The organism is Enterobacter cloacae complex sp. IR5458 (assembly GCF_049238025.1).
Classification (GTDB): Bacteria; Pseudomonadota; Gammaproteobacteria; order Enterobacterales; family Enterobacteriaceae; genus Enterobacter; species Enterobacter kobei.
On the sequence record NZ_JBMKIF010000001.1, the window covers coordinates 22053 to 37484 of the forward strand.

A 15432-nucleotide genomic window follows, 5' to 3' on the forward strand; every position below is an offset into this window, starting at 1 on the left:
CCACCGGGCGATATCAAAGCGGCAGACGCATGGCGCAGCGGGAGTCAAACGCTAAGCCGTGCGCTGTCTCATCTTCCCTTTTCTGACGCAGTTCAGGCGTGAGTTCAGTGACGTAGTCAAACCCCAGCCGCGCATAGAACGGCGCATTCCACGGTACGTCGCAGAATGTCGTCAACGTCAGCGACGACAGCCCCCCTTCGCGGGCATGGTCAGCCACAGCGTTAATGAGCTGCCGACCAATCCCCTTTCCCTGCCAGTCCAGATGCACCGAAAGTTCGACAATAAACAGCGATGTCGCGTGCGCCTCTGCGAGGATAAACCCAACGGGATGGTCGTTCGCCAGCGCCAGCCAGCTTAGCCCCCGTTCGGCATAGTTGAGATGCTCTTCAGTTGAAATCACCTCACCCTCGGCAAGCCAGGCGAGAGGGGGGATTTCACGAAAACGCTCGCCCGCCGCGCGTTCAATGGCGGGCAGGGTGGCAGCATCGCTGAAGGTGGTAGGGCGAATGCGAATGTTCATGGCGGGAAGTATAGCCTGACCCGTCGGTATTATTCTGTGCAGACCAGCACCGGCGAGTAAAAATTGCTGATAACCAGTGCATCATGCGTCGTGCGCTCTATCGCCAGGAGCCTTTTTTTCCCCTGGGTCAGGCCCGCGACGTATTTCTCAAATACGCCCGGCGGCATGGCGTCATGGCCAAAACGCTCCACTTTTTGAATAACGATCTCATACAGTTCCCCTTCCACGTGGCGCCATTTAAACATCTCCTGACGGGATACTTCCCAGTGGTTTGGGGCATTCTCCACGTTACCGTTTAGCGTGATGTACCCGGTTTTGTTGGGGTGAAACTGCATGATGACCTCCCCGTCAAACGTGAAATCGTGGCTGTCACGTTTGTCGGAGAAGGTCAGATATCCATTGCAGGCCACCGACAGCGGTGGCGTGTAGAAATACCACGCCAGTGCAGCGCCGGTAATCATCAGGTTAAGGGCCAGAATGAGCCAGATTTTTGTGTATTTCATATCACCACTCGTAATAGTAAAGCGTACGACAGGCGCTCGCTTTCCCCTGCGTGAGCGAGCATTGGGAGAGCACCAGTCGTCCCTCGTGGCCGTAGAAAAGCGTTCGCTGAATGTGCATGTAGAAAATTGAATTTTCCAGGCACGGAAGGTGACCGTCCTGCTGAAGGCTTTGCGCCAGCGCAGCCGCCCGCTCGTGAAACACATCCGCCAGCGGCGTAAAGGTATACACCGGACAGTTCCCGATATGGGTCAGCAGATGAATGTCCTTCTGCCGGGTTTCGGGTTTGATAGCCGTTATCCAAAGGCACAGCGCAACGACCGCCAGCGTAAGCGCCCCCCAGAGCAGCCGCTCCGGTCGGGCGGGTACTGCAGTTTTCGCCGTTTCGGCGGCCGGTGTTTCTTCCTCCAGGGCTGTTACCGTGACGTCTGCGCTGAGCATAAAGCCCGTCCTGGGGACGGTGACGATAAACAGCACGTCGGGAAGCAGGCTGGTCAGCATTTTGCGCAAGATGCTGATGTACTGGTTTAACGAATTGTTAGACCCCTGGAGCCCACGCCGATCCCAGACGTCATGCAGGAAGGTCTCCCGCTCGACCACGTTCCCATGATGCTGCACCAGCAGCTTCATAATGCTATTGGCTGTGCAGGTGAGGATCTGCGCATCCTCAGGCGGTACATTGATAAGAGAAACAGAACCGTCCTCGTCGTTGTAGACGATGGCGTCAGCAAGCAGGTATTTCATAAGTTGTTGTAAAACAGACAGAGATAACGAATAAAAAAGAGAAGGTTTACGCCTTGTATGCAGAGCTGGTGGCTATTTTAACGCCATTGTTACCGATAACATTGATCCAGACAGGATTTTGGTCTGTTTAATAAGTCAGCGTGATTATCACGTCATCAATAAATTCCCCTGTACCGCTCAGGGGCTGAGCGGGGACTTCCCCGTAAACGGTGAAGTTCTGGATGCCGCCAGCGGGATGGGTGACATGCAGCGCATCGCCGCTGTGCAGATCGCCCCAGCTTTGCGTGGCACCCGCATCCTGCCAAAGCCCGTAGCGCAGGCACTGACCCTCATCGTTACACAGCTGCCGCTGATTCCCGATGGCATGGTTGCCGTTGCCCATGCCAAGCGTAAACGCTGTACCGGCCGGACAGCGCGTGGTAAGGGTTGCGGTGGAACGCGTCGGGCGCAGCGTGGCGGTACTGTTCAGGGTGCCGAAGTTAAGCGGGGTGACGCGTTCTATGTAGCAGCCCTGGCTGATTTCGGCCTGCGCATTGGTACCGCCCTGCACCTGCTCCCCCTCCGCAGAGCCATCCGAGCAGTTTTGCAGTGCATCCTGACGGCTAGCGCTGTGCCAGGCGATGCGCAGATTCATGTTGTAGTTGTAATAGTGGTACGCCGGAAGTTGGTTTTGCCCTGCCGGGACGGTGGCGATAAGCGGAAAGCTCCCGCTGATGTTGGCATTGCTGTCGGCGGTCAGAGTCTGCTGAATGAGCTCCCCGCTGCTGACGGGACCGAGTTCCTGAGCGCGCGCGTCGCCGTTAAGCAGGCGGAAAAGCAGGGTGTACTGTTTACCCTCCGAATCTCCCGGTGAGACCATCTGAAAGGGCGGTGCGTCGATACTGCTCAGACAGACGTTGATATATTCCGTCGTGCCGTTGTTGTCAGCCTGACAGCTAAATTTAACTTCGGTGTTGGTCGACGCGGCATTGCCCGCCACGACATTGCCAAAGTTGATGACGGCAGGTGATGTTATCCAGCATGCGGCGGCCATCGCCTTCACGGACACCGCAAGCAGCAACAAGAACGGTGCTTTTAATGACACTGTTGTTCTCCAATATTTTGTATGGGTGACGCAGTACGGGGGGCCGGAAGCCTGACACGGCACTCACCCTCACCAGTTTTTACCACCAGCTCACCCGGCAGAGGCGGGTCTTCAAGCCAGATAAAACCGTCACGCCCCACAATGGTGGCACCGCGTGGCGTTGAGACAATGCTGCCGAGCGGGAGCGGATTGTGGTGGCTGTCCACCAGTCGGGCCTGAACTGTGACGGCGTGATGGACGTTAAAATCGACTTTTACCGCGCCGCCGTTGCCCGGTCTGGCCTGCATGTCGGTGACGGGGGCAATCACGTCGGCAGGCAGATCCAGCGGATTGATGCTGACTTTACTGGCGTGGTAACGCGGCAGGTCGGTCAGCAGCAGATACCCTTTCTCGTCGGTTTCGCCTGCCGGGCGGTTTTCCAGCATCACCGGCACATGTCCGACACCGTGCGTGGAGACCAGGGCCAGGCTTTGTTGGCTGTAGCGCAGCGTGTGCAGGCTGCCATCCAGCAGCGTCAGGCTACCCTCGGCTGAGGCATAGTTAGCGCCCTGCGCCATCCCGGCGTGCCACTCACCTGCGTGGCCCAGATAGCCCACGTCCGCATAGGTTTCCCGGTGCTCGCCAAAGCCTCGCCCCAGCTGCCATGACCAGCCGCCGACCTGATCGTCCGGCTGATGGCGATAATCCATGCGCGGCATATCGCGGCTGGCCTGAACGGAGAGGGTATCCTCACGCCCTAACGGGATCGAGAGCATCAGCTGAACGTGGCTCGACGCATCCGTAAACGAGCGGGTGTAGCTCAGCGTGGTGGAAATATGTGCCGGCAGCGAGGCGGACCAGGAGGCGTTGAGATAGCGTTGTTTGGTGCCCTGAATGTTTTGCTGTACCCAGCCCGCACCGAAGGTACCTAAATGGGGAATCGACTGGCTGACCCAAACGCTATCGCTGCGTCTGACGGGGAGGGTACCGCTCATGCGGGCGTTATCGGCAAATGTGGCATCGGTACGAACGGTACTGGCAGAGATCCCCGTCCCGCGACCGTTCCATTGCCAGCCAAGGCCCCACTGTTTTCCCTGACCGTAGGGGCTGTCGCTGATGGCGACATGCTGGCTGATAATCCCTGTCCCGGGCGAGATCAGCCAGTCGACCCCTGTCCCGACATTGCGCAGTTTACTCTGCTGCTCCGTGTGCAGCGCCAGCGTCAGCTGGTTATTCACCCCGTAGCGCCATCCTGCGTCGAGCATGGGCGAGGCGGCATAGTCATTGGATCGCAGGGCGTAGTTTTGTCGCATCCAGCCGATATCCAGCGAGCCGCTGCTGAGTCCTTCCGCCAGCATCCCCGGCGCACCGTAGAGATCGAGCTGTACGGTACGACGCTGACCGTTGATATCGGTAATGACCACCTGGGCCTGCCCGCTTCCGTTAAATGAGGGCAGGGTATCCAGCAGAAAATCGCCCGGCGTGACGCGCTGGCTGCTCTGCTTAAGCCCGTCGATGTACAGATCGACCGTAGAAGGCAGAACCGCCGTGTCGCTGTAACGGCTACGCGGTTCGGTGTTGAGCTGCGGATTGAGCTCAAAATTACGCGCCCAGTGCAGCCCGCCAAAGCGTACCTGTCGGCTCCAGCGGGAGCCCGTGGTGATGTTGTCGCCCAGCGCCAGGCTGGTGAGCGAGTCTGTGTTGTCCCACTGCCAGCGGGTTTCAAGGCGTGTGTGGCGGGGCCGACCTGCGCTGTTTTCCTCACCGGCATGGCTCGAAAAGCTGCTGCTGAACGTTCCGGGAAGCGCCCCGGATGCGGTGAGCGACGTTTGCGCGTTAAGCTGGCGTTTCCCCTCTACGCCGCTGCCATAAAGCGCATACCCGAGCGTCAACACGCTGATGGGCTGCGCCTCAGGATAGCGATACTGCGGCGTCGGCCTCCCGACAGACAGATGCTGTTGGCCCTCAAGTGCCTTTGCGTCGGCGGTAATGGAGACCTGCTGAGCATGCAAATCGAGACTGACTTTCAGACCCGGCAGGGACGTCAGCGCGACCCACTCGTTGGCGTTATCCGGGGCGCGAAGCCCCAGTTTTTTGAGGTCGCGGTGGTCCATCCACAGCGCATCTCCCACTACCCGGCAGGCCCACAGATCCCCGCGCGGATCGTGGTTCACGGTGATTGCCAGCCATTGCAGGGTATCGGCGGCGGGTTCAGTCCGGGCTGACAGCATCAGCGGTAGCCAAAACAGGAGCGCGAGAAGCAAGCGGGCGCAGGGGTATCTGGCTGGCATTGTGGTCGTCATTGAGATAGGCGCGCAACGCGCTGAACGTGTGGCGCGAAGTGTGCTTAAGCGTTATAAGCGCGGTCTGTCCCGGCAGAACATAACCTGCCAGCCCTTTCAACGACCCGACGACCTGACCGGCGGCTGTCAGGATCTGCAGGTGGCTCAGGCGGATATGGCTGTTTCCGGCGTTATAGCAGCGGATCGTTCCCGGGGTGTCCGCCTGTTCGCAGCTCAGGGCATCGCGGCTGACGGGCTTATTCTGGTTTCCGGCAATGAAGACAGGAATAGAGTAGCGAAGCAGAAAGTGTATCACGTTGGGATTGGCCGCACGGGACGTTGCATCCGGTAGCTCATCAATGACCAGCCGGTAACTTTGCTCCTGTTCACGGATCCCTGGCTGCATCACGATTATGCGCACCAGCTGCTGCTGGCCCGGCGCCAGTGAGGTCATCGCCGGGCTGCTGACCACTTCGTCGGTGGCCGTTAATACATCTTTACCGTTTTGCTGGGTCCATTCGTAAACCCGTATCTGCGCATGGATGGCCGCTTTACCGCTGTTAGTGAGGTAGACCGCCGAGGCGCTTTGCCCGCTCTGGAGGTCGAGCGTCACTGGGGCCACTTGAAGCGTGGCGGCCATCGCGTAGCGTGACAGCAGCGCCAGCATCATGAACCACAGAATGAAGCAGGGGAGAAAACGACGCATGATCAATACACCAGATTCAACGTGACATCATCGCTATAGGCGCCAGCCTGCGCGGTCGTCAGGGCACCTGCGTCAATCACGCCATACAGCGTCTCTTGCTGTTCCATGCCGTTGCCGGTGTCGGTGAGTCCATCGGTGCTGGTAATTTGCGTCTGTTTGCCCTCATCGGCAAAAAGTTTCCAGGCAATCTTCTGTGCGCCCGTTTCACCGTTTTCTGGCTTCAGCCAGAAGGTGCCGTTGTCACTGCTATCGTTGCTGGTAGCAGAGAGCGTGAACGGCGTCCCGTTGGTACAGACGATATCGACCTGCGTTTTGGCTTGAATTTCGCTTGATTCGTCCGAGCCGTGGCGCGAGAAATTGAGGTCGTTGGCTTTGAGCGTGCAGGACTTCACCACCTCAAGTGAAACGTGCATCGTCGCGCTTGTGGTGCTGTCTGCGGCGATTGCAGCAGCAGGAAGCAGGAGAACGGAACAACATACAACAACAGGGATAATTCTCATGATCGTATTTCCTGACGTGAATAACAGTGCAATTACAAAGAAGAGGGGAGCGCGTCCAGCAGGCAGAGTTTTTGATGGAATTCCGCCAGGTTCTGGCAGCAAAATTTGTTCATCGCGTTACGTTTGTGGGTGTAGATCGTTTTAGGTGACTTATTAAGGATTTGCGCAATACGTATCGGGCTGAATCCTTTATGGAACAGCATGCAAACCCGCATCTCCTGACAGGTGAGCGTGGCGGTATTCTCGAAAGAGAAGCTTGTGTCGCTAAAACAGTGGCTTAGCTGCGCGAGAGACACATTGTCCGCAACCACTCTGACCCGCGCGTTGTGTAGCCAGGCGTTAATGTCGTTGACCCGGGCCGCGTCCGTCAATAACAGCCAGTTTCCCCCGACGTGCGTATTGAGCAGCAGTGTCTGCAGACGCATAAGCCCTTGTGGATTAACGTTGTTAATCCAGTACACCTCAGGACGGGGTGATACGGCTGTCGACAGGATCGAATTCAGGCCAAGCCATAAAAAAGCGTTGCTGCTCAGAACGATAACCTGATAGCCGGCATTTGCGATGAAAGGCGTCATTTTAGACCCCACAGATAACCCTGGCCGTAATCGGCCGCGCTCGCCCGGGCCAGTGCGAAATCGCCCGCCGTTTCGATGCCTTCAATAAGGACTTTACTGGCGACACGCTTACATTGACGGGTGAGATGCAGAAACTTCGCCTGCTCTGTGCGCCCGCTCCAGAAAGTATGTTTGTCAATTTTGACGCCACAGAAGCGGATCTGGCTGGCAAGCAGTTCGGGAAGAATGGCTTCACAGACATCATCAGCCCACACTTCAATTCCCCAAAGATGAAGTGTCGCAATGCAGTTCCGCAGGGCCCGGCTTTGCGTATCATCGAGTTGTACCATCGTATGGAGATCGGTCACTTCGATAGCAAGCCTCTCCGGACAGGGTGTTGCTTCTTTTAGCCTGTCGAGGAAGTCCGTTTCCAGCAGCAAATCCGATGTCGCGTTGAGATAATATTTGTCGCCCTCTTCGCAAAACATGGCATGGCGAAGCTGCGCAAAGAAAAGTTGTTTACGCTGCGTCGAAGGCATGGCGTCAAAATAGTCTTCGAGATTGACGTGGGGTTTTGCCGTGGACAATACCTCCCAGGCAATCACATGTTCACTGCGCAGTGCCCGGATGGATTCGAACTTATAGCCGGTTAACATGATAAAAGTGTGTCACTCTCCGTCGTTACTTTAGGAGTTACACATTTTATAGAATGGTGTTTTTGCGGGATATTTATAAATAAAAATGACTTATATATGGTATTTTTATCTGATTTATAATCAATTTATAGGTTTATTTATTTTTATAAGCACCCGGCAGGGACGCCGGGTGCTCAGGCATTAACCTTGTCTGCTGACAATTTTGATTTCGACCATGCCAATCCCGAGCTCGCGCGGTGAGTGGCCAAGAATATTTCCTTCATTGGTGGACTGCGGGTCTGGCGGCACAATCACCAGGGTATTGCTGCGCGATGGGTTGGCAAAATGCAGAGTGTGCGTGCTGACATCATTCCCAAGCGTCAGCGTCTGCTCCTCATCGCCCACGCGCACCGGCACTGGCTTATTCGCGTTAGGTCCATACGCTCTGGCTGTGATCACCAGGTCAAATTGCTCCGGCAGGGGATGGGTGTACTCAATTTTCACTTCGTTACCCAACTGCGCGTTTGACCAGCGTCCCCACGACTCCGGACGAGAGATGCCGCTAAACTGCTTCACTTCTTCAGGCGCGCCGGCCACGTTGAAGATGAAGCTGTCTGCTTTATAGCGAATGTCGTTGTCGACGATTTTCAGCATGTCGATGTTGTGCTGATAGCGTGTGGTATCAATCACCGTATCTTTAAAGGCGGTTTTGCCTTTCCACTGGGCTTTGTCCACATGCTGCACGGTTTGCTCCCCGCCAAGCTGCCCCTGAGAGACGCACCAGTCGGTCGACAGCGCCAGCGGCTGTGACCAGAGCTGACCCATTTTGTAACACCTGTCGATCCAGACAAAGTTATCGCGTGGGGCGAAATCGGCCAGCTGGAAACGCAGCGGTGCGGAATATTCACTTTCCGGTAGCGGTTCAACGCGACTGTCCGACACCCGTACCAGCAGCGGCAGACGGAAGTTACTGCCAGAGAAGGCAATCGTGTTTTTCTCCCGATCGATGGTGAAGTCTTTCATCTCTTTCGGGAAGTTCCACAGCCGGATGATGTCGGGCTTCCAGGCGAGGATTTTCTCCTTCATGTTGAGGAACACTTCCGACAGGGATTGCCCGGACAGCGTGCTGCGACCCAGGCCAATAAAGTTGTCGCCGCCCAAAATGTCCAGCACGGTTGCGCCGTTATCCATGGAGTTGCGTTTGGTGGCGATCACCTCTTGTTGCGGCTGGTCGCCGCGCAGAACGAAGAACAGGTTGCTGCGATCCTGCTTGTTGAGCTGATCCCAGGCGCTGTTTTTCATCGCCAGATGGTCAGACGAGACGACGATGACGGTGTTTTTAAAATACGGCGAGGCTTTGATTTTCTCGACCAGCGCGGCGATATGCTCCTGGCTACAGGTCACGGCGCTGAAGGAGGCGTTGCTTTTGCCGTCCACGTCATAGCGTTTGCGTTTACAGGTGCGCGAGACGAAACCATCCGGATGGTGCGTATCTACCGTCAGCGCGAAGAGGGAAAAACGCTTCCCGGCGCGGGAAAGCGCCTCGAATTTCTTCCAGGTTTCGTCCAGTACCGTATCGTCATAGAAACCCCAGTCGTTGCGGTAGGTCGGGTCGGCAACCGTCGTCTTTAACTCTTCTGAGCCGTACAGGTGATCAAAACCGTGGGATTTCAGGAACACATCTTTTCCGGCAAAGCGCAGGTTTGCACCCTGCACGAAGTAGTTTTCGTAACCGGAATTTTTCAGTATATCGCCCAGGCAAATATTCTGCGGGAAGAACGTCGACATCGAGGCTGAAGCGTTACCTTCAAAAGGTGCGAACAGCGGGATACCGCACTGGGAAGCCACCATCCCGGCGATAGTGTAATCCGTGCCGGGCAACTGCATGGTGTGGCTGAAATCGAGACCTTCATCTTTCAGCGCCCCCAGGTCCGGGGTCAGGTTTGGGAACGCAGTGTTGTCGAAGTAGGTGCGCTCCAGGCTTTCACCGTAGATATAGACCAGGTTGAGTTTCGGGTTGGCGATCGTTTTCGATGGCTCTTTGTAGTACGCCACGAAGTCTGGATCGCCGTCACGCGACTGAGATTTCACCAGTTCGGTGATCTGATGAAACGCCGGGCTGGCATCGACGGAGGCTAACGCCAGGAAAAGCGCCAGCAGGCTGTAACCATGATGGTGAGGAAGATGACGACGGCGACGCAGCACCCAGGCGAGTGCGCCAAAAATGGTTACCAGCGCCACAACCAGGCCCAGCCCCGGAAGAATGTACTTGCCCACTCCCGCGCCCGTCAGGCTGTTCGTCAGGGTATAAAGTACCGCATCGTTGATCCCGTCACCGGTGAAGTAATCGCTGGCGTATAAGGTAATGTTTAAAATAATAAAAAAGCCGAGTACGACCAGTGTGGCGATAAACCACCAGGTGTTACGGCCGGCTTTCCAGGCATAAACGCCCACAGAAGCCAGAAAAAGGACAAGAGACATGAATTCTGACAACAGCATATCCTCATGACGCCAGGTGCTTCGCTGGCTAACTGTTTATTTTTTGGGTTATACAATGTAATGGCGATGTCGTTTAGCTGCAATTTTAGTGTCACGAAAGTGTGCTGTTGTTAGGATTTGGTTTAGAAAATCGTTTTTATGAAGAAGGTCGCATCCTGACAAACGGACGCTGAGACGGTGGCAGGTTGGAAAAACGCTCGTTTCACGCCGCGATGCAAGACTATCGCATTAAACGCGGCGTGTTGTGGCAGAAAATGGGGGAAATCAGGAGATGAAATTAACGCCTTGTTTCAACACCAGATCGCAGGCTTTGGTTTTCACCTGTTTCGCCAGAGAAGAGTTGCCGAGGGTGCTCAGGTTAAGTTGCTGACCGTTTTGTGCGTTAAGCAGACCCTGAATGCCATCCATATAGCTGGTATCCGCTTTTTGCTCCTGAGTATCGAGACCCAGTTTACCCAGCACCTGGTTTTTCACGTTTTGCGCGTCGGTCACCGAGGCCAGTTTTTGCTTCGCGCAATATTCCAGAATCCCCGCCGCGTTGTTCATCGTGCCCGCGCTCAGGCTTTGGGAGCTGTTGCTTAGCAGGCTGGTGAGGGAAGAGGCGGAGAGCCCACCCTGAGTGCTGCTGCTCTCTTTGGTCAGCTCGTTTGCTGCGCTTGAGAGGGACTCCTGCCAGGACGCCGCTTGCGCTGCGCCGGTAACCAGCAGCGCGCCTAAAAAGGTGCTGATAAGGATCTGTTTTTTCATAATGGCTTTCTCAAAAAGGTCCGTTTTGGGCCGGAAGGGGTTCCATTATATACCTGTGTCCCGCTGGCGATTCCTGGAACTGTCTTAATACTCTTTGCCGGTAACGCGGCTGCGGTAACTGTCCCAGTCGAAGATGACATACAGACTGTTACCCAGCTTCATACGGTCCATGACGCGTTCACCCAGTAAGCGGGTCATCTCGTCGATGTTGTGGTTTGTGAGCATGCCGGTGGGGCGTTTGGAGGAAGAACGGCGATCGACAATCTGATTGATGATGACCTTTTCATAACGGGATTCCGTCTGAACGCCAATCTCGTCGATGACCAGTAAATCGACATTACTCAGATCGTTAAGCAGCTGTTCTTCGCTGGTTTCGCGGTTGCTAAAGGTGTCTTTCATGGCGGACATGATATCGGCCACGGTGATAATGAGCACCGATTTACCGCGCAGAAGCAGTTCGTTACAGATGGCCGCGGCAAGATGGTTCTTCCCGGTGCCCGGTTTACCGCTAAAAATGAAGCTGGCGATATTACCGTCAAATTCATCCACGTACTGACGTGCGGCGGCGAGCGCGTTCATCTGCCCGCTGGTTTCAACTTTATAGTTATCAAACGAGCAGTTCTGATGCAGAGGGCGAATACCGGAGCGGTTAAACGTGCGCTGCATTTTCATCGCCCGGTTTTCGCGGGCGAGCGCGGCGGCACGGATTTTTCCTTGCTCTTTTTGCCACGCCAGCAGTTCTTCCCCCGTCGTGAAAGCGGGCTTCACGTTAGCTGGCATCATTTTTTGCAGACGTTTCATCAGGTCACCGACGTTCTTCATTTCGCACCTCGGAATCCACTGGGGATCTGTTTATCCGGTTCTGAAAACGCGTTGATATCGCGTTTTGGCTGGCCATTATTGCTGGCGCGGGTAATCTGCAGATGACGCGCGAGCTTTTGCTGCCACTGAATATGGGTGAAAACTTTACCCTCTGCCTGCCACCAGGCCGTAAAGGCGGCGAGCTCTTCCGCGGTGGCCGGTTGGGTTAACGCAATGCCCCACAGCGCGGCCTGCCGTTGAAAATCGGCGTCGGGCTGCCAGCCCGCATACAGGGCAAATTTGCCCATCGGAACGGTCACCGGGGCGTTAACCGGTTCATCAAACAACTGGTTATCCAGCGTGACATCGCTCACCGGGCGGGACAATTGCGCTTCAGTCTCCAGAAGCTGTGCCAGACGTTCCGGCGTGATTGCGTAAAACGCCGGCGCGTTGTCGGCAAAAACCGCAACCGTGCCGCCTTCGGCGTGAGTCAACACACCGCGTGGGTCGCGCATAAAGGCATCAATGCCAGCAATGCTGGTGGTCAGAATTCTGGAGGACATAACGCTTACTCTACTGATAACGACGGGCGTGATAAGGGCTTATGGTAGCACAGAGAGGGGGAAGGGAAGGAGGGGATTTCCCCGGTGGCGCTGCGCGTACCGGGGCTACAGTCATAGGCCTGATAAGCACAGCGCCATCAGGCATTTATCACGCGATGATATTCAGGGTCACATCGATGTTGCCGCGGGTCGCGTTAGAGTAAGGGCAAACAATGTGCGCCGCATCGACCAGTTTTTTGGCTTCCGCCTGATCCATCCCTTCAACGTGGATGTTCAGTTTTGCTTCGATACCAAAACCGGTTGGCAACGGACCAATACCCACTTCACCTTCAATAAAGGCTTCTTTAGGCAGGGCAAATTTGTCGCGAGCCGCGACAAACTTCATTGCGCCCAGGAAGCAGGCGGAGTAGCCAGCAGCAAACAGCTGCTCAGGGTTAGTCACTTCACCCCCCATGCCGCCCATCTCTTTTGGCACGCCCAGTTTGACATCCAGAACGCCATCGGAAGAGGTCGCGCGGCCGTCACGGCCCCCGGTGGCTTTTGCTTTGGCGGTATAAACAACTTTTTCTAAAGACATGGCAGGTTCCTCATCTTACTTTTATGTGTGCTATTAAATAGCGTGCGATATACATGGGTAAATAAATACGCGTAAAGTATAGCGTCACGCGCGTTGAATCTGTTGTCGCAAAACTTCCAGCTGCTGCTTGAGCGACAGCATGGTCTCGGTATCACACTGTGCCGCGCATCCCACCGCATGAGGGATCCCTGCGGCCTGCTGCTGTAGGTGACGTCCTGCATCAGTCAGGGTGACAGCGACCTGACGTTCGTCTTTACGCGAGCGGTGACGGTTGATGAGACCGGCGCTTTCCAGACGCTTCAGCAGCGGCGTCAGCGTTGCGGAATCAAGGAACAGCCGTTCACCGATGTCTGATACCGTCACGTCATCCTGCTCCCACAGCACCAGCATCACCAGATATTGCGGGTAAGTCAGGTTTAGCGGTGCCAGCAACTGCCGGTACAGCTTGTTAAGCGCCAGATTTGCCGAATAGAGGGCAAAGCAGAGCTGGTTATCCAGCAGGAGCGCAGCGGTCGTGTCGTTCGTTTTCGCGTTCATGAGATGAATATAGATAGTGTGCGATTTAATTGCAAGCAATTTTATGGGCAGGTATATCGCAGCGCCACCTGAACGGCCATTTTACGGTAGTGCTGGCGCTGAGCCCGCTCGTCGGCACCCTCTTCAAACAGCAGAGTGAAGGTGTAGCTGTTGGCGACGTAGTGAAAGCTGAAGCTGCTTATCAGGCGGTGGAGATCGCGGGCGTCAACCGTCTGGCTGAACAGCAGTTTCTCTTTGCCGCGACGCAGGATCTCTTCCAGCAGGTCGAGCGCGCTGCGGTTAACCTGGCGCAGATAATTCGACTGCTGCATAAAGCGGCCACGCTGCATGTTTTCCATGCAGATGATACGGATGTAATCCGGATGGTCAGCATGATAGTCAAAGGTGGTTTCAACCAGGTGGACCAGCGCTTCGACGGGGGGCATATCCGCCAGGCTAAGCGCTTTTTCGCTGGCGCGAATTTCGGTGTAAACGTGTTCCAGCACCAGCAGATAAAGATTTTCTTTATTCTTAAAATGGTAAACCACCATGCGTTTGGTGGTGCCCGCTTTCTCCGCGATCTGCTCCATGCGGGCGCCGTTCAGTCCGTATTCGGCAAACAGCGCAATAGCGCTCTGAAAAATTTTCTCTTTCAGGCTGGACTCTTCGTTGTGCTCGGGGTGTTCGCTGCCAGGGTTAGCCACATCCTTTCCTTATTTTCACCAAACGGACCAGAAAGATTATCTCCACGGCAGCGAAATAACACAAATATCAAACGCGCGGGCGTTTGCGGTACAGCCACAATCCGGGGATCGACAGCCCGATAGAGAGCGCACCGACAATGGACGACGCTTTAAGAAAGTTGCTCAGAAGAAGGATCATCTGCGGCTCGGTGTAGCCAAAATGGCTGATTTTCACCGCCGAAATCATTGCCGTATACGCCGATATGCCAGGAAACATTGGGATCACGGCGGCGACGGTGAAGACTTTAGGATGCGCCAGATACCAGCGCGACCATTGAATGCCGATGCTACCGACCAGCATAGAGGCCATAAATGTCGACCATTCGATATTAAAACCCGCCGCCATCATGGCCATTCGCGAGCCGTGACCAATCGCCCCCAACAGCGCACACCACGGCAGAGCACGTTGCGGAACGTTAAAGACCATCGCAAAGCCGACGGCAGGAATGGCGGCCAGGATCATATCCTGTGCCAGTGCCAGCAGAAAATCTATCACGCCCATCCGCGTAACCCCCAGAGAGTCATAGCCATGACCACGCCGATACAGGTTGCCAGCGTCAGCAGGCTGGCGATGGCCCAGCGTGCCAGACCGGTATTAATGTGCCCTTTAAACATATCGGCGACGGCGTTGATTAACGGAAAGCCCGGCACCAGCAAAAGCACGCTGGCCGCCATGGCAATCGTCGGAGTGTTGGCGAGCTGCGGCAGGCGCAGCAGCAGGCCTGAAACGGTAGTGGCGACAAACGCGGTAATGCAGAAGTTAATTTGCGGGTGCAACTGCCGATGGGTCAGCAACTGGCGTACATACATGGCGATACTGCTGGCGAAAAAGGTGACCAGTGCGCCATCCCAGCCGCCTTTATTGAGCTTACAAAAACAGGCGCATGAGAGCCCGACCATCAGCACGACAAGCCAGCGCGGATAACGTAACGGTTTGATTTGGTTGAACCGTTTTTCAATCTCTTTGAGATCGAGAAGCTTATGCTCCGCAAGGATGACGATATGCTGCACTTCGGTCACAACGTGCATGTTAATGCCACGGTCCTGGTTTTTACGGGTGGAGGTCAGGCACTGACCGTCCTTGATCGTGGTCAGCACAATGGCGTTGGAAGAGATGGCGCTTTCCACGCTGTCCATCCCCAGCGCCAGCCCCAGCCGGGTTGAAAGTTCCTCAACCAGCGCGCTTTCCGCGCCGTGCTGGAGCAGAAAAAGACCGCACTGAATACAGAGCCGCGTGATAGCACGCTGCGTTGACCGTTCTGCCTGCATGTCGTGTCCTGAAGAGAAGGTGAAGAGTAGCCGCGTGGCCCGTAGTGCCTACTTTTAGCACAAAATGCAGTGGCAGTTGCTGTGGGTCAGATCAAGGTTTATGCAAACAGTTGCAGCCTGGCTGACGAAAGACGTTTGGATCAATTTATCAATTCGGTGAATTATTGGTTTGGAAATATAGAATATTTGTATTTAGTTATTCTAATTTTATA

The 15432-nt window shown here is 55.4% G+C and carries 18 protein-coding genes; all 18 read right to left on the reverse strand.

Going from position 1 to position 15432, the window contains the following annotated elements; all coding sequences use genetic code 11:
- Positions 1 to 13: 13 nt before the first annotated feature.
- Positions 14 to 520, reverse strand: coding sequence for a GNAT family N-acetyltransferase (locus tag ACOTYN_RS00100; RefSeq protein ID WP_100124579.1), 507 nt, complete (start codon positions 518 to 520; stop codon positions 14 to 16).
- 29 nt (positions 521 to 549) lie between these two features.
- On the reverse strand, positions 550 to 1023 hold the full coding sequence (locus ACOTYN_RS00105; RefSeq protein WP_100124580.1) for a hypothetical protein: 474 nt from the start codon (positions 1021 to 1023) through the stop codon (positions 550 to 552).
- A 1-nt stretch (position 1024) separates the two neighbouring features.
- Positions 1025 to 1765 (reverse strand): winged helix-turn-helix domain-containing protein, encoded by a 741-nt coding sequence (locus ACOTYN_RS00110; protein WP_100124581.1) that lies wholly within the window; start codon positions 1763 to 1765, stop codon positions 1025 to 1027.
- A gap of 127 nt (positions 1766 to 1892) precedes the next feature.
- Positions 1893 to 2849 (reverse strand): Csu type fimbrial protein, encoded by a 957-nt coding sequence (locus ACOTYN_RS00115; RefSeq protein WP_100124582.1) that lies wholly within the window; start codon positions 2847 to 2849, stop codon positions 1893 to 1895.
- Complete coding sequence (locus ACOTYN_RS00120; RefSeq protein WP_248217482.1) at positions 2840 to 5119, reverse strand: fimbria/pilus outer membrane usher protein; 2280 nt, start codon at positions 5117 to 5119, stop codon at positions 2840 to 2842. Before ACOTYN_RS00120 ends, ACOTYN_RS00115 begins: the two co-directional genes overlap by 10 nt.
- Complete coding sequence (locus ACOTYN_RS00125; RefSeq protein ID WP_248217479.1) at positions 5040 to 5816, reverse strand: fimbrial biogenesis chaperone; 777 nt, start codon at positions 5814 to 5816, stop codon at positions 5040 to 5042. Before ACOTYN_RS00125 ends, ACOTYN_RS00120 begins: the two co-directional genes overlap by 80 nt.
- A 2-nt stretch (positions 5817 to 5818) precedes the next feature.
- Positions 5819 to 6316: a Csu type fimbrial protein gene (locus ACOTYN_RS00130; protein ID WP_014882427.1), complete on the reverse strand. Its 498-nt coding sequence runs from the start codon at positions 6314 to 6316 to the stop codon at positions 5819 to 5821.
- Positions 6317 to 6348: 32 nt separating this feature from the next.
- A complete protein-coding gene (locus ACOTYN_RS00135) occupies positions 6349 to 6891 on the reverse strand; it encodes a helix-turn-helix transcriptional regulator (protein ID WP_023338995.1) in 543 nt (180 codons plus the stop codon).
- Positions 6888 to 7526, reverse strand: a complete 639-nt coding sequence (locus tag ACOTYN_RS00140) for an EAL domain-containing protein (protein ID WP_023338996.1) — start codon at positions 7524 to 7526, stop codon at positions 6888 to 6890. The genes ACOTYN_RS00135 and ACOTYN_RS00140 overlap by 4 nt, the downstream gene beginning before the upstream one ends.
- Before the next feature lie 180 nt (positions 7527 to 7706).
- The gene (gene opgB, locus ACOTYN_RS00145) at positions 7707 to 9998 is read right to left on the reverse strand and encodes a phosphatidylglycerol--membrane-oligosaccharide glycerophosphotransferase (protein ID WP_014882430.1); all 2292 of its coding nucleotides are present in this window, start codon (positions 9996 to 9998) and stop codon (positions 7707 to 7709) included.
- Between the two features lie 270 nt (positions 9999 to 10268).
- Positions 10269 to 10751 carry a DUF2501 domain-containing protein gene (locus tag ACOTYN_RS00150; protein ID WP_014882431.1) on the reverse strand — a complete coding sequence of 161 codons (483 nt, stop codon included), beginning with the start codon at positions 10749 to 10751 and terminating at the stop codon, positions 10269 to 10271.
- A gap of 84 nt (positions 10752 to 10835) precedes the next feature.
- On the reverse strand, positions 10836 to 11573 hold the full coding sequence (dnaC, locus tag ACOTYN_RS00155; protein ID WP_014882432.1) for a DNA replication protein DnaC: 738 nt from the start codon (positions 11571 to 11573) through the stop codon (positions 10836 to 10838).
- The gene (gene dnaT / locus ACOTYN_RS00160; RefSeq protein ID WP_023338998.1) at positions 11570 to 12115 is read right to left on the reverse strand and encodes a primosomal protein DnaT; all 546 of its coding nucleotides are present in this window, start codon (positions 12113 to 12115) and stop codon (positions 11570 to 11572) included. The genes dnaC and dnaT overlap by 4 nt, the downstream gene beginning before the upstream one ends.
- Positions 12116 to 12263: 148 nt before the next feature.
- Positions 12264 to 12692, reverse strand: a complete 429-nt coding sequence (locus ACOTYN_RS00165; protein ID WP_023331961.1) for an organic hydroperoxide resistance protein — start codon at positions 12690 to 12692, stop codon at positions 12264 to 12266.
- Between the two features lie 84 nt (positions 12693 to 12776).
- Positions 12777 to 13229, reverse strand: a complete 453-nt coding sequence (locus ACOTYN_RS00170; RefSeq protein WP_014882434.1) for a MarR family winged helix-turn-helix transcriptional regulator — start codon at positions 13227 to 13229, stop codon at positions 12777 to 12779.
- A gap of 41 nt (positions 13230 to 13270) precedes the next feature.
- Positions 13271 to 13912, reverse strand: coding sequence for a TetR family transcriptional regulator (locus ACOTYN_RS00175; RefSeq protein ID WP_023331963.1), 642 nt, complete (start codon positions 13910 to 13912; stop codon positions 13271 to 13273).
- A 67-nt stretch (positions 13913 to 13979) separates the two neighbouring features.
- On the reverse strand, positions 13980 to 14453 hold the full coding sequence (locus tag ACOTYN_RS00180) for a threonine/serine exporter (RefSeq protein ID WP_014882436.1): 474 nt from the start codon (positions 14451 to 14453) through the stop codon (positions 13980 to 13982).
- Positions 14444 to 15220, reverse strand: a complete 777-nt coding sequence (locus ACOTYN_RS00185) for a threonine/serine ThrE exporter family protein (RefSeq protein ID WP_014882437.1) — start codon at positions 15218 to 15220, stop codon at positions 14444 to 14446. Before ACOTYN_RS00185 ends, ACOTYN_RS00180 begins: the two co-directional genes overlap by 10 nt.
- Between the last annotated feature and the right edge of the window lie 212 nt (positions 15221 to 15432).